Below are 14,132 nucleotides of genomic sequence, written 5' to 3'. Positions count from 1 at the left end.
AGTATTTTTCGTATTCACAGGCTCAATGGCCGGTTACTTACTACGAATAAGTATACTTAACCGAAAATATAACATGGGAGAAGGCTTATCACGAGCACCGGATATAAAACTATAAGTTGTTGCCGAACGGCGAATGGACTTCATTCCGCTTAGTATATTTGCGTTTTCGTGCTCAACCCGCATTTCGGGTGAATTAACAATCAAGCTTTTTTCTCGCAATGACTGCCCTTGAAATTGTAAAGGAGTATTATACTTGTTTTAACCAGAAGAACTGGAACGGAATGCTGGCGTTGCTGCACCCAGACGTGCGTCACGAACCAAATCAGGGAGAGGTTCGAATTGGGGTGGAGAAATTCACGGAATTTATGAAAACGATGGATACGTCTTACGAAGAATCGCTGACGGATCTGGTCTTCCTCAATGAACCCTCCGATACACGTGTTGCTGTAGAATTTGTTGTCAATGGTGTGTATAAGAAAGGTGAAGAAGGGCTACCATCGGCTCATAATCAGCCCTATGTATTGCCAGCCGCAGCATTTCTGGAGGTTAAGGATGGGAAAATAACCCGGGTGACGACCTATTATAACCTGCCACTCTGGATTAAACTGGTGTCAGCCTAGTCGAATGGGTTCTTTGTTGTTCAGGACCAAAAAAGGCGCTGAGATTGCGTCGGTTTTTGATGATTTAGCCAACTTGCGCATCACCGTTTTCCGCGACTATCCGTATCTGTATGCAGGATCGGTAGCCTATGAAAAAGAATACCTGAAAACCTATGCGCAGTCAGAACGGGCATTTCTATTTGCGGTATACGATGGAACCAATCTGGTTGGCGCAACGACCGCTATTCCATTAGTCGACGAAACCGCTGAGATCCGACGACCGTTTGAACAGACGTCTGAGGACATCAGCCGTATTTTTTATTTTGGCGAAAGTATTCTGCTGCCTGCCTATCGCGGACTGGGACTGGGCCACCGTTTCTTCGATGAGCGTGAAGCCCACGCCTGTAGTTTCGGTACGTTCAAAACTACCTGTTTCTGTGCGGTCGAGCGGGGGGAGAATCACCCGACTCGTCCGATCAATTATCGCCCGAACGACAATTTCTGGCTAAAAAGGGGATATCGTAAGCAGGAGTTGTTACGCAGCACAATGGACTGGCCCGACATCGGCGAGTCAGTTTCGACGCCTAAAGTGATGGTTTATTGGATAAGGGATTTAGCTAATTAGATCACAGATTGTTGTAATTGGGGGCTATAGGGGACGTTTAAAGACGACTTACTTTGTTTGTTGATCGTTTTTCATCTTTATCTTTATGATGGATGCAGGACTTAAATCTATTGACATATACTACTCATCAGGTTAATTGATACGTTTTGAGGATGGAACAGGTAGTTGATTTTTTTCGACAGTTAACTGGTAGTAGCGACTGGCCACCTCGCTGGTATTGCGGCAACTGGACTGACTTTCATGGCTGGCTTTATATTATTTCTGATCTGACCATCTGGCTGGCCTACATGGCCATACCAATGATTCTGATTCGGTTTATCTTTATTAAAAAAGGAGTTCCTCTGGCAAAGGTTTTCTGGCTTTTTGGCGCTTTTATCCTACTCTGCGGCCTTACCCACCTCGTTGACGCCATCATGTTCTGGTTGCCTGTGTATCGCATCAATGCCCTGGTGCGCTTTCTGACGGCAGTTGTATCGATCCTTACGGTTTTTGCCTTGATTCGATATTTTAACGAAGCAGTCGGATTGCGTACATCTAAAGAATATGACCACGAATTATCGTTTCGTCTGATGGCGATGCAGGAACTGACGCGCTCGAATAAGGAGCTTCAGCAGTTTGCTTATATTGCTTCGCATGACCTACAATCTCCGCTAAAAACGATTGCCAATTACCTCACTTTGCTCGAAAACAAGCATGGCGTTCATCTGGATGCCGATGCTCGGCGGCTTATCGGCGTATCGACGGCTGCCGCTGAGCGAATGCGGGATCTGATCAATGATTTACTCAGTTTCTCGCGTGTTGGCAGTGAAATCGCATTTACGCTGGTCAACCTCCAGGATTTGGTAGATGAAGTTTTGGAAGAGCAGCAGTCTGAAATTCAGTCTACTAGAGCAACAATAGACGTCGGCCCATTGCCAACTGTTATGGGTCATCAAACGGACCTTAAACAGGTATTTCAGAACCTGATTTCTAATGGCCTGAAATACCATCGAACCGATGTAGTGCCAGTTGTAACCATTCGGTCTATGGAAGAACCCCACCAGTATCGTTTTGCGATCAGCGACAATGGCATCGGTATTGATCGGCAGTATTTTGACCGGGTGTTTCAAATTTTCCAACGGCTCCACGGACGTAATCACTACTCGGGTACCGGCATTGGTCTGGCGACCTGTAAGAAGGTTGTTGATATTTATGGCGGCCAGATCTGGATCGATAGTATTGTTGGTTCAGGCTCCACTTTCTATTTCACGATACCTAAGGTTATAAAAACAGTTCATCAGTATGCCCAGACCGATTCATTGCATTCTCTTAATTGATGATGATCCCGACGACAATTACCTCCATAAGTTGATTATTGAAGAATCGGGGCTTTGTGATATCGTGAGGGTTGTGGAAAATGGACCGATGGGCCTTTCTTACCTAAATCAAATTAATCTGCCAGATTACACTAGGCCAGATGTCATTCTACTGGACATTAATATGCCTGGTATGAATGGATTTGAATTCCTGCATCATTATAGCCAGATCGACGCGGCATTACGGAGCCATTTTGTTTTGCTGATGCTAACAACATCGCTCAATTCTGCCGATACAAAACGTGCTGAGCAGTTGAAAGAGATAAACGGTTATCTTGTCAAACCCCTTACCAAAGCGATGTTGCAGGGTGTTGTTGATACCTATTTCAATGTGAATAACAGTTGAGAGTCGCCATAAGGCGCATTCTCCTGGATGGTCGGGATTCGTGCTTTTCTCCTAGTTACTGGCGATATTGTCAGGGCAAATTATTTATAGCGATCCATGAACAGGGAGATTGGCCATAAAATAGTGGCCGCTATAGCTTTGTTCCAGTTTGGCTTAGTTGGATTCGCGTTGTGCGCCTTTACCCCATAATATACGAGCACTATTCCGGATATAAGAAATGCAATTGCCATTGGATTCTCAGTTTAAAAGGTTTGGAAATAGATACGTAACCTCTCCTAACCGAGAATTCCTCCTCTGGACGTTTCCGGCTCGTTATAAGACGTATTAAATTAGGATTCTTGCAGAGAACCTGCTGAGTACCGTGCCATGGTTTTGAACCGTGGCACGGTACTCAGCAGGTTCTCTGCAAAATCCCTTAAAACTAAAACTATTATTTACCAAAAACGATTGCCAATGCTTAAAATACTTCCTTACTATGGGAAAGTCGTTTACGTCATACCTGGAAAAGTACAAAAAATAATCGGAGCCATTGTGAGGCTCCGATCGAATGAGAACGTTAACTATCAGTTGTAAGCTTTACGGTTATCACTTACCAATAGTTATTTCTTTTTCCTTATAACCACCCCGCGTTGAGAGCAGCTTCACTTTGGCTTTAATAGAACCAGGCTGATTAAGTTTCACTCTGAACGTCGCTTCTTTTTTATCACCGACGTTCGTGTAGCCGGAATAAATCGTTTTATCAAATAACGTAGGCTGGGTTATAATCACCTTAGCGTCTTTATTCCCTTTTAGCAGCGTTTTGTCGATGTCCAGCGTAAGGCGATCTTCCTGAACCATTTTTACCCGCTTGGCCTGCTCCAGGGCTACCGGTAATTTGCCGGAGTTGGTCCAGGTTGCTTTAACTTCGTATTCGTTATCGGCCAATGGTTTCACCGTTACGTCGGTTAATTCAATCTGGGGGAGTTCTTTGGCCATTGCCAGATTAAACTTCGATTGCTTCGAAATCCAGTTTTCCAGTTGCCAGGCGGGGCCGTTCTGCGCAAAGAACTTCGGGTGAAAACCGCCAATTTCGACCGATCCCAACTGTGGATGGGTGAATTTTGTCCAGAGTTTGAAGCCTCGTTTCCCGTTGGCTTCGTCGTCCCACATCAGACCGTCGTATTCATCGTAATCACCGTCGCCATCATAATCTTTCATGGCACCGCCATTCCACAACTCATCGCCGTACCATACGGCTCCGTATTGGAAATAACCAAAATCAGGGCCGTGGCCGAATAAGGGCGTAGGTTTCGACGGATCGCCCGTCAGGCGGTCAACTTTGTTGCGCGTATTATAGGTGTCATATACATCCCCGGCCCACGGATAACCCGTAAATGATAATCCCAGACTATCCATGTGTTTGTAGATGGCCAGATCAGGTGGGAACATGCTCTCGGCACTGGCCGAAGTGGAGGGTGGGCGCAAATGCATCGGCACTCGCGTATCCATCGAATTCACGACTGTTATGTTCGGGTGGCCCATCAACCAGACGTAGGTAGCGCGCGTTTCGGGTTCACTGAGCGGGTAATCACTGGCCCCGCCCTGCGAATAGCCACGACCCGTAAAATCACCACCCTGATCGGGACGCCAGTTTTCGGGATAGTTACGGTGGTTGTCTAGTCCACCGATGCCGTCTTCGTTGTATTTTCCGTCGCCGTCGTTATCGATTCCTTCTGTATACACAATGTAGTCGCCCTGTCCGGCCTGAACCCGTTTCATGAGCCGGCCCGCTTTGTCTTTCGGGTCAATTACATAGTCTGCTTTCTCCAGCTCTTCTTTGGTCGTTGCTTTTTTGCGAATCTGGTAAATGACGCCGTCGCCATCGAGGTCGTCTTCCGAATCTTCGTCAAAAAGGCCGTCGCGGTCATCATCACGTGGACGTAGTGTGCTTCGGTTACGCTGTGCCGTAAATAAATACATGTTAGCGCCATCCGGATTGTTCTCCGGGCGGAGGTAAACTGACTTGGTGTCGATCAATTTGGTAATGGCCGGATCTTTTCCGTAGTTATCGAGCAGGTGTTTGGTTAACCACAGAACGGCCTCACTACTGGTTACTTCTCCGCTATGGCGACCGCCTTCGAAATAGGCCGCTGGTTTATCGGTGTGTTTACCGGTCTTTTTATTGGTTAAGGTCATCTGAAGGATCGGACGACCTTCATAACTCTTCGCTACCTCGTAAACTTCAACCAGATTAGGATATTGCTCAGCCCATTTGCGATACCAGCTATACATCACGTCGGGTGTATGATAGGTGTCGAAGGTGAGTGTCGCACCCGGCAGATACTGTACATCTTTGAAGTAGTGTTTTTTGAAGTAGCTGATTCCGTGTCGTTCCCCTTTTACGGTGTAAAACTTGCGGGTGGTATCCTGTTCAGGCCATTTCTCTTCAGTTCCGTAGTAAGATCTCTGAGCTGATACATTGACGAGTGTAATGAGGCAAATGAGTAAAGTACAAAACTGTTTCATAGAAGAGTAATGGCAAATAAGAAAGGAAGATGACGGGTACTGGTAAAACCAGTTTATTCGGGGAGCAATTTATCAAAGATTTTGTGAGAGGCCGAATTTGTGCAAATACAAATTGGAAGATTGGCTAAAATCAAAATAAAAAATAACTAAAATTATATTACTGGTTTAAGCGAAGAGCTTCCGTCGCTATAGCAGAACTATAAACCGAGGAAGCTCTTCGCATAAAGTCAGGACCAGGCCAGATAGATTTTTTTAGTTGCCCATACCGATCAGAAACCGTTTCGCAACTGAAAAATTTGGCGCATTGACCTGCATGATATACAGGCCGGGAGCCAGTGAATGCAGATCGATTGTTTTTCGTTCATTAAGCGTTGGAACAACAAAGGACTCCACCTCACGACCCGACACGGTGAAGATACGTACAACCGCATTCGCCAGATTTTCCTGCGTTTCTACGGTAATGGTTTTCGTTGGGCTAGGATTCGGATAGATGCTTAATCCCTGATTGGAGTCATCGACAACAAAGCTTAATCGGCCTGAAGGGTCCGAAAAACAGGTCAATGTTGGGCTATACGTAATAAATGCCTGTGCTGCGTACGACCCTGAGCGATTGACTTTAATAACTTCCGTTTCAGCCGTGAGGGTATCTGTATTTAGATACCAGCGGTAGTAACCCCCATGAACAGATCCCATCGCTTCGAGGGTATACGTACCAACCTGAGCTACTGTTGGAATGCTCGGTACCGGTTTTACATCGACCGTTAGGGCGGAAGCCAGGGGCGATAAACATCCGTTTGCGTCGCGTACACGGGCTGAGTAAGAGCCCGATTGTTTGACCTGAATCGTTTGAACAGAATCGCCAGTGGTCCAGAACGGTTTCAGATTACTGGTGGCTGTTAGGGCTACCTGGCCACCTTCGCAAAAAACGGTTTGACCGTTAGCTCTGATTGTTGGTGGCGTTGGCAGCGGATTTACTTTAACGGTAACCGCATTGGAGGGTGCCGATAAACAGTTGAAGTTGTTGAGCGTTCGTACGGTGTAAATACCTGACTGGTTGAGCGTAATGGCCCGCGATGTCTGGCCATTGGTCCATTGATAGGCCGTGTTTTCGCTCGATGTAAGCGTTATCTGCTGGTCGGCACAGAAGGTGGGATTTCGATCGGTGGTTACGACAGGGGTAGGCGGTAACGGATTGACAACCACCGCCAGCGATTGCGATTGGGGCGATGTACAACCATTCTGATCAGTTACGGCCACTGTATACGCACCGGCCGTTTGCACATCAATGACCCGATTCGACTGGCCTGAACTCCATTTGTAGGCGTAGCCAGCATTCTCATTCGCACTCAGTGTGGTACTTCCTCCCTGGCAAAATGTGGTTGATCTTTGTGCCGTAACGGTCGGCGCTACTGGCAACGGATTAACCTTGACCGAAACGGTGTTTGAAACGAAATTGCAACCGCTCACATCCTTGTATTGGACCGAATAATCGCCGGACGTATTGACGGTCAGCTGTTGAGTCGTAGCATTGTTATTCCACTGGATATTGTTGTCATAATCAGTCTTTAGATTAACGCTATTCCCTGCACAAAACGTTGTCGGGCCCGATAGTTGAATGGACGGAGCCGCTGCCACCTGTATAACCGGCGTAAACAGTACATTTCCGGCTGCATCTTTGACTTTAGCCCGATACTGACCGGCTCCTTTCGTAATTGTCTGCCCTGCTTCGCCTGTGTTCCAGCTTATGGATGAGAAAGATCCGTTCACGGCAATGGCTAACTGATTGGTACCTGCGCAGGAAACAGTGACAGTGGGAGACAGAACCGGTGCCTGTGGCTGTGCCGTCGAAAAAAAGGCGTCATTAAGACTGCTATTCCAAGCGCTGGCTACTTCGGGAAGTGCATTTACATCAAAATGGACATCATCATACGTTGCCGCTGTACGGGGAGGACGCTGTCTGGGAATTTGAATGCCGTCGGTTGCCGGTCCTGGGTATACATTCGGAACTGAAGCAATAATCTGATTTTGAGCCGAAATGATCTCGGGCCTTGTCCCTCTGGAATCGCCAGAATATGAAACACGAGCAACCACCCAGGCGACGTTTTTGCCCGCATCCTGGCGGCTACGGTTGATTACGTATTGTAGATTATTGATGTAGCTGCTTGAGGAGGTATTGTCGAAGTTTTCGGCTTCGCCCTGTTGCCATAATACAGCCCGTACGCCCAGCATGTTGGTATAGAACTGCAGGGAAATACGCAGGTTGGCATAGGGCTGGCCGTCGGCGTAAAAAGTCCCCTGTTGATAAATACTCTCCGAACGACCTTTTTCTGCACTTTCCCGCCAGTTTTTAGCTGCTGTTCCTAAATAACCGGCGTTGAAAAACAAAATAGGTACGTTTAAACGCTGGGCCAGCATGTCGCCAAGTTTCCCCCAGCTCCAGCTACCAAGTCCCCTCGGCGTAATTCGACCTCCCTGATTAACATGCGAAAACTTAGTCAATACATCGGGTGATGGATCATTCTGCGATTCAGAGGCATCGAAGTAATTCACGCAGTTAATGCGATCATCACTGGCACTGGGCATATCATCATACATACCCTGGGCATTTGACTGACCAGCCACAACAAACACTTCGCCAATACCTACCCGCTCGACGGTTGTGCTTCCTACCTGCTGATCGCCGTTCATGCCCCGTACCTCAAGGTTATACCAGCCACCTTTTGCGGTTAAATCCCCCGAATAGATACCGCCAGATGGGTTGTTTTGTATCGTTACCCAGTCGGTCGAAATTCCCTGGCCATCCCGTGCCTGTACTCGGGCATCGATCCGGGTTACGGCTTTTGTATAAAATCCATTAATTCGAATAGTCGCTTCGTTGCTTTGGTTCCGCTGAAAAACGGCTCGGCTAACCGGGAAAGATAGTTGAATCTGGGCGTTTGTCAGGAAGGGGAAGAGCCATAACGTTAATAACCAATGCGCAACAAATACTCGTTTCATAAACTTCATTAAACGTTACTGTTTGTGATTCTACGGTGGTAGATGTAATTATATATTGCTGAAAGGCGGTTTTTGTGAATAGGTTCGTCGGCAAATCATTGGAAATAAAACGTTCGCGGCTCAACCGGAGGGATTAGGCAACAGGCTGATAAGTAGGCAATTGCTCTCTGCGGTAGTCGTGGGCCAGTAAGCCAGTCGCGATTGCTCTGCCACCAATCGGAACATGACGTCAATGCCGAAATGAAGTCAGAATTTAACCCGCAACCGTCCATAGCCAGTACATCAGGCCGCCACGTAAGGGAGCCAGAAGCTGTTTGAATGCGCCTGAGGAAGAATGTACTATAGGTATGCTGCAAGAGACCGGAGAAATAAAAAAACATAGTTTCTGTAACTACAGAATGAGTTGTAGAATACAGCTGTCATCAGACTTAATTAGAATAATTCCGGGAAGACACCATTTTCCAACTTATCCGACAAAAATAAAAAGCATGAGGAAATAACCGACACTGCGACCGGCATATTCGTTGTATTTTTTACAGAACGGCAATAAGAAGTGCAGTAATCAGTCGGGTTGAGAGGGCAATTTCTCCTGATTGCCACTCCGGCGTGAGATTCGATAGGTTAACCCCAGCACTATATTATTTTTCCCAGATGCGGCCTGGGGTGTAAATACACCACGTTCAAACGTTGCCGGGCTGTAGTTAGTCTGATTTACCCAGCCAATCTGTATAATCCAGTTCTTGTCTAACTGATAACCCGCCCCGGCATAGAAGCGGTTGCGTTCGAAGGTCGGTCCGACAGGATTGAGGAAAACTTCGTCGTAGACTGACAAAAAAGCAGTTTTGTCCGTAATTGTCCGATTATTGAGTGGTATGAACGTATTGAGCCGATAACGGATACGGTTGCGGAACGGATGGGAGCCATCCCGATAGGTGAACCAGCGTTGCTCAATGCGATACCGATGCTCGAATTTCACACGGGACAGGTATTGATTGATGATAAGCTGTTCCCAAAGACGCTTTTCGGAATTAAGTGGGCCGTCGGCTAAGGCCTGATAATCATAGGTTGCATAATGCCCGCCCGCGACCGTCAGCGTAAAATTACGGTCGATGTCATAACTGACCCCACCTTTCAGTTCGTAATAAAAGAATTGCCGCATCACTCCATTACTCCGGGCCTGAACTTCAGCAAATCCTCCCCATTTTTTCTCACCACCCGGAAGTTGAAGTGTGCCAATCAGCCAGGAGCCCCAGGGTGTGGCAGGTGTTAGCGATGTTTGGGCAAAACTACATTGTGAAATAATCGAAAGGAGACTGACTGTCAGGAGGGAAGCAAAACGAATGCGGTTCACAAAAATAAAGTTGTTACGATACGCAAAAGTAAATAAGGTTATCAAACCGTGATTTGGTGGATGTTAATCTTAACAATTTCATAATCTACAGGAAGTACGTCAATGAATCGCCCGGTAGCGGTGTGGTTGAAAATAAGCATCGAAACGACTGGAAAATCTGTAAGGCGACCTTTCACTCAATTGATTTGCAAAACTTTAGCACGTCAATATTCGACATGCTGTTTAATAAGTAGATTTACTGCCGGGGTGATTCTATCCAACGGAATCGCTTTCAGTTTTTGCATCATTGTACTGCCTATAAGCGCACCAATCCTAAAAATCCCGTTTCCCATTAATTCGTCAAGATCATGAAAAGACAGTTAGTACCGCGACTGCTTCTGACAGTAAGTCTCTCCGTAGCGGCATTTGTCGTTCTAGCGGGCCCTGCGCCGAAGCGGGCTGCTCCCCGTAACTATACCATTGAGCAGTTCATGAAAACGATCCGTTTTGGTGGCGCCGACATATCGCCCGATGAGCAGACCGTATTGTTCAGCAGCAATCAGGATGGCGTCTTCAACCTCTATGAAATTCCGTTCAATGGGGGTGGCCAGCCTAAACAACTGACCTTCTCAAAAACCGATGCCATCTTCGTGATCGGTTACCTGACCGATGGCCGAATCCTGTATAGCAGTGATCAGGGCGGCAATGAACTGAATCATATTTACCTGCGCGAGCGAGATGGAGCAGTATCGGATCTGACCCCCGGCGAGAAAGCCAAATTTCAGTTTGGGGGCCTAAGTCATGATCGGAAGAGCTTTTTCTATCAGTCAAATCAACGCAATAAGGCCGCTTTTGATGTGTTTGAGATGGATTTGACGACGATGAAGCCCAGGCTGATTTTCGAAAATCCCGGTGGCTTTTTCCCTGGCGATGTGTCGCCCGATAAGCGTTCCATTGCTTTGTCCAGGCCTTATACATCCACGAACGGTGATGTGTATTTGTACGACATACAAACGAAAGAAAACAAACTGCTGACCAAACATGAAGGGGAAGTAAATAACGGCCCTGAAGGGTTCTCGCCCGACAGTAAAAAACTGCTCATCTCGACCGATGAAGGGAATGAGTTTGCCTACGTAAAAGCCTACGATCTGTCAACGGGCCAGAGTATGGTTCTGGATAAAGCAAACTGGGATATTGCCGGGGATTACCTGTCCTACAAAGGCCGTTACCGGGTATTGTCGGTCAATAATGATGCCCGTACCGAACTCAAAATTATTGATACCCGCACCAATCAGCCCATAAAACTGCCCCCGATGCCTGGTGGTGACGTTACGGGTGTAAATATTGCTGACAGTGAAGGCCGAATGATTTTCTTCGTCAATAGCTCAAACTCACCCTCTACGTTGTTTTCCTATGATATAAAATCGGGTAAGGCCGCTCCTTTAGTACGAGGACTGAACCCCGAAATCAATGCAGACGATCTGGTGTCGGGTGAGGTAGTTCGTTTTAAATCGTTTGATGGGATGGAAGTGCCCGCTCTGCTCTACAAACCCAAAGATGTGAAACCGGGTACAAAGCTTCCGGCTATTTTACAGATTCATGGTGGACCCGGCGGGCAGACGCGACTGACCTATTCGCCCCTGACGCAGTATCTGGTCAATAGTGGTTATGTGGTACTGGCTGTCAATAACCGGGGGAGTTCAGGCTATGGAAAAACGTTCTTTGCGGCCGATGATCGTAAACATGGCGATGCTGATCTTAAAGACTGTGTAGAATCGAAGAAGTTTTTGACACAGACGGGCTACGTCGATCCGGTAAAAATTGGTATCATGGGCGGCTCGTATGGCGGCTACATGACACTGGCAGGCCTTGCCTTCACGCCCGAAGAGTTTGCGGTAGGGGTTGATATTTTTGGGGTAGCTAACTGGCTTCGTACGCTCAATAGTATGCCCGAGTGGTGGGGGCCGCAACGGGAAGCGATGTTCAAAGAGATCGGAAATCCTAAAACCGATTCGGTGGCCTTGTACAATAAATCACCCCTGTTCCATACGGAGCGCATTAAAAAACCACTCATTGTTATTCAGGGTGCTAACGATCCACGCGTATTGAAGATCGAATCAGATGAAATTGTGGCAAACGTGAAGAAAAACGGTGTTCCGGTTGAATACGTTACTTTCCCCGATGAAGGGCACGGCTTTGTCAAAAAAGAGAATGAAATCACGGCCTACAAAGCGGTAAAGGAATTTCTGGATAAATACCTGAAGGGGCCGGGACAGTAAGATTTTCAGTGATCCTCTCTCCTTTGGATAGATCATCTAAAAAGCCGCGTCAGCAAAAACTAAACGCGGTTTTTTAGTGCCCGAACCAGTAGCCAATACTAGTGCTCGGCCAATTTAAACCTATACCGTTTCAATAACCTTATAGGTTTGTAGGTTAACCAGATCGTATATTTAAACCTGTGCACAACGCTGAACGAAAAGCCTGAAGGTATTATAAAGTATTCGATTTGATGATTTTGTAAAGCGTTGGCACTTCTATTTTGAATAATATCGCTAAATGAAACATTAGTGTTAATCAATGTAACGTGAGCGTTAGCATAGGCTTTTGCCTGGGAGCAACTTACCGGCCAATTGAAGGGATTCATTATACATCAACCCCTATTCCTATGCAACCCAGCAAACCAGTTCCATCCAAAAGTCCTCTGCCTGACCGGCCCAATCTGTTGTTTATCATTACGGATCAGGATCGGGGATTAATGCACTTTCCACCCGGATGGGAAGAGCAGAATCTAACCGCAATGCCCCGGCTTCGTAAACATGGCATTACCTTCACGCAGGCTTTTTGCAGTACCTGTATGTGTTCACCCAGCCGCGCGACACTGTTCACGGGGCTGTATCCTTCCGAACACAATGTGATTCTGACCCTCACCCAGGATATGACCTATTCTGATCAGGAGCCAACCCTTTCGACCAGTGCCCCGAATCTGTCGTATATGCTTACTGAGAGCGGCTATAAGGTTAGCTATATCGGTAAGTGGCATTTATCGAAGGGGGCCGATGGTCGATTTGACAGCATGACCAGCGAAGACCTGCTGGCCTATGGGTATTCGGGCTGGATTCCGCCCGATGCGGGTGAAGATGTAGCACCCGAGCATTTCGGAGGTGGACTGGCGAACCATGACCTCGACTACGTCAGTCAGGCTCTCGATTTTTTGTATCAGGTACAGCGGGGAAACAACGCTGAACCCTTTGCTCTGTTTCTGTCACTCGTAAACCCGCACGACGTACTGGCTTTCCCAAAAGACTGGAAGAATGATTATTCGCCTGAGTACCTGAAAGGTGATATTGAGTTGCCTGCTACGGTAAACGAAGACCTGAGTCAGAAACCAACAGTCCAGCAAATGCTGGTTCCGTATCTGGCGGATGGACTTGGGCCTCTCCCTACCGACGAAATGAAGCGGCAGTATCTGAATTTTTATGGCAACCTCATTGCCCATGCCGACACGCAGATCAATACCGTGCTGGATGTGCTCTATCAGGTCTTCGACACCGTAACCGGGCGGTCTCTGGCCGACAATACGCTGATCATTCGTACGGCCGATCATGGCGAAATGGGGCTGACTCATAATGGAATGCGCCAGAAAATATTCAATGCCTACGAAGAAACCATGAGTATTCCGCTGGTCATTTCGAATCCCGTTCTCTTTCCAAAGCCCGAGGTAAGTAATCAGCTATTTAGCCTTGTCGATATGATGCCTACCGTCGATGGGCTTCTTAAACTCGGCAACCCCCTTAATTATACGTTTCGGGGCAATGATCTCTCTCCGGTCATCCGAAATCCGAAGACGACGGAGGTAGTTCAGGAATCGATTCTGTTTACATTCGATGATTTTCGGGCTGGCAACGGCAACAGTATCAATCCATTACCCGCAGCCAACCGCATTCGGTGCATCCGTGAGAAACGCTGGAAATATGCTTACTATTTTTACATAGCTCCACCAGAGCAGGTTCCGCCCCAGAGTTATCCAAGAGAGTACGAAATGTATGACCTGGCAAACGATCCGCTGGAAACCAGTAACTTAGCAAACGAGAATAACGCGTTGTATAACGATCCGGCCATTGCGGCCGAACGGGAAAGGCTCCACCGGAAACTATTGGCATTGGAAAAAGAGAAAATGGGAGAGGTTCTCACCGTCTCTTAATCAGACAAGGAGAAGTCTGAATCGCGAGGATCATCAAATTGTGAGATAAACCTACCTCATTGGCCCGTTAATGAGTTAACGGGCCAATACTGTTTTTAGGCTAAAAATCTTCTCTGCGAGATCAGGCAACCAGGGCAGGTGGAAGTACCGGCCCTGGTTGATACATTTCTGTAC

10 protein-coding genes are annotated in these 14,132 nt (G+C 47.2%); 6 read left to right on the top strand and 4 right to left on the bottom strand.

Annotated elements, in window-relative coordinates:
- Positions 1 to 218: 218 nt before the first annotated feature.
- The 4 genes from GJR95_RS18130 (at position 219) to GJR95_RS18115 (ending at position 2,925) form a co-directional block, all read left to right on the top strand.
- A complete protein-coding gene (locus GJR95_RS18130; RefSeq protein ID WP_162387205.1) occupies positions 219 to 620 on the top strand; it encodes a nuclear transport factor 2 family protein in 402 nt (133 codons plus the stop codon).
- A 4-nt stretch (positions 621 to 624) separates the two neighbouring features.
- The gene (locus GJR95_RS18125) at positions 625 to 1,224 is read left to right on the top strand and encodes a GNAT family protein (RefSeq protein ID WP_162387204.1); all 600 of its coding nucleotides are present in this window, start codon (positions 625 to 627) and stop codon (positions 1,222 to 1,224) included.
- Positions 1,225 to 1,376: 152 nt separating this feature from the next.
- The gene (locus GJR95_RS18120) at positions 1,377 to 2,540 is read left to right on the top strand and encodes a sensor histidine kinase (RefSeq protein WP_162387203.1); all 1,164 of its coding nucleotides are present in this window, start codon (positions 1,377 to 1,379) and stop codon (positions 2,538 to 2,540) included.
- Positions 2,506 to 2,925 (top strand): response regulator, encoded by a 420-nt coding sequence (locus GJR95_RS18115; protein ID WP_162387202.1) that lies wholly within the window; start codon positions 2,506 to 2,508, stop codon positions 2,923 to 2,925. The genes GJR95_RS18120 and GJR95_RS18115 overlap by 35 nt, the downstream gene beginning before the upstream one ends.
- Positions 2,926 to 3,005: 80 nt before the next feature.
- On the opposite strand, the gene GJR95_RS41705 is transcribed toward GJR95_RS18115, so the two are convergent.
- From GJR95_RS41705 to GJR95_RS18100, 4 genes are all read right to left on the bottom strand, one after another.
- Positions 3,006 to 3,155: a hypothetical protein gene (locus tag GJR95_RS41705; protein WP_174260213.1), complete on the bottom strand. Its 150-nt coding sequence runs from the start codon at positions 3,153 to 3,155 to the stop codon at positions 3,006 to 3,008.
- A 355-nt stretch (positions 3,156 to 3,510) separates the two neighbouring features.
- Positions 3,511 to 5,430 carry a M14 family metallopeptidase gene (locus GJR95_RS18110; RefSeq protein ID WP_162387201.1) on the bottom strand — a complete coding sequence of 640 codons (1,920 nt, stop codon included), beginning with the start codon at positions 5,428 to 5,430 and terminating at the stop codon, positions 3,511 to 3,513.
- A 252-nt stretch (positions 5,431 to 5,682) separates the two neighbouring features.
- Positions 5,683 to 8,427, bottom strand: a complete 2,745-nt coding sequence (locus tag GJR95_RS18105; RefSeq protein WP_162387200.1) for a T9SS type A sorting domain-containing protein — start codon at positions 8,425 to 8,427, stop codon at positions 5,683 to 5,685.
- A 562-nt stretch (positions 8,428 to 8,989) separates the two neighbouring features.
- Positions 8,990 to 9,778 carry a DUF2490 domain-containing protein gene (locus GJR95_RS18100; RefSeq protein WP_162387199.1) on the bottom strand — a complete coding sequence of 263 codons (789 nt, stop codon included), beginning with the start codon at positions 9,776 to 9,778 and terminating at the stop codon, positions 8,990 to 8,992.
- 347 nt (positions 9,779 to 10,125) lie between these two features.
- On the opposite strand from GJR95_RS18100, the gene GJR95_RS18095 reads away from it, so the two are divergent.
- Together GJR95_RS18095 and GJR95_RS18090 are read left to right on the top strand one after the other, a co-directional pair.
- On the top strand, positions 10,126 to 12,036 hold the full coding sequence (locus tag GJR95_RS18095; protein ID WP_162387198.1) for a S9 family peptidase: 1,911 nt from the start codon (positions 10,126 to 10,128) through the stop codon (positions 12,034 to 12,036).
- A gap of 386 nt (positions 12,037 to 12,422) precedes the next feature.
- A complete protein-coding gene (locus GJR95_RS18090; protein ID WP_162387197.1) occupies positions 12,423 to 13,958 on the top strand; it encodes a sulfatase-like hydrolase/transferase in 1,536 nt (511 codons plus the stop codon).
- Positions 13,959 to 14,132: the final 174 nt, after the last annotated feature.

Source organism: Spirosoma endbachense, from assembly GCF_010233585.1.
GTDB lineage: Bacteria > Bacteroidota > Bacteroidia > Cytophagales > Spirosomataceae > Spirosoma > Spirosoma endbachense.
This window is presented reverse-complemented; position numbering and strand designations above follow the sequence as displayed.

What these genes read in the sequence shown, in the direction of transcription:
- GJR95_RS18120 (WP_162387203.1), top strand. Translation starts at nt 1,377, where the DNA reads ATGGAACAGGTAGTTGATTTTTTTCGACAGTTAACTGGTAGTAGCGAC.
- GJR95_RS18095 (WP_162387198.1), top strand. Translation starts at nt 10,126, where the DNA reads ATGAAAAGACAGTTAGTACCGCGACTGCTTCTGACAGTAAGTCTCTCC.
- GJR95_RS18090 (WP_162387197.1), top strand. Translation starts at nt 12,423, where the DNA reads ATGCAACCCAGCAAACCAGTTCCATCCAAAAGTCCTCTGCCTGACCGG.
- GJR95_RS18125 (WP_162387204.1), top strand. Translation starts at nt 625, where the DNA reads ATGGGTTCTTTGTTGTTCAGGACCAAAAAAGGCGCTGAGATTGCGTCG.
- GJR95_RS18105 (WP_162387200.1), bottom strand. Translation starts at nt 8,427, where the DNA reads ATGAAACGAGTATTTGTTGCGCATTGGTTATTAACGTTATGGCTCTTC.
- GJR95_RS18115 (WP_162387202.1), top strand. Translation starts at nt 2,506, where the DNA reads ATGCCCAGACCGATTCATTGCATTCTCTTAATTGATGATGATCCCGAC.
- GJR95_RS41705 (WP_174260213.1), bottom strand. Translation starts at nt 3,155, where the DNA reads ATGGCAATTGCATTTCTTATATCCGGAATAGTGCTCGTATATTATGGG.
- GJR95_RS18110 (WP_162387201.1), bottom strand. Translation starts at nt 5,430, where the DNA reads ATGAAACAGTTTTGTACTTTACTCATTTGCCTCATTACACTCGTCAAT.
- GJR95_RS18130 (WP_162387205.1), top strand. Translation starts at nt 219, where the DNA reads ATGACTGCCCTTGAAATTGTAAAGGAGTATTATACTTGTTTTAACCAG.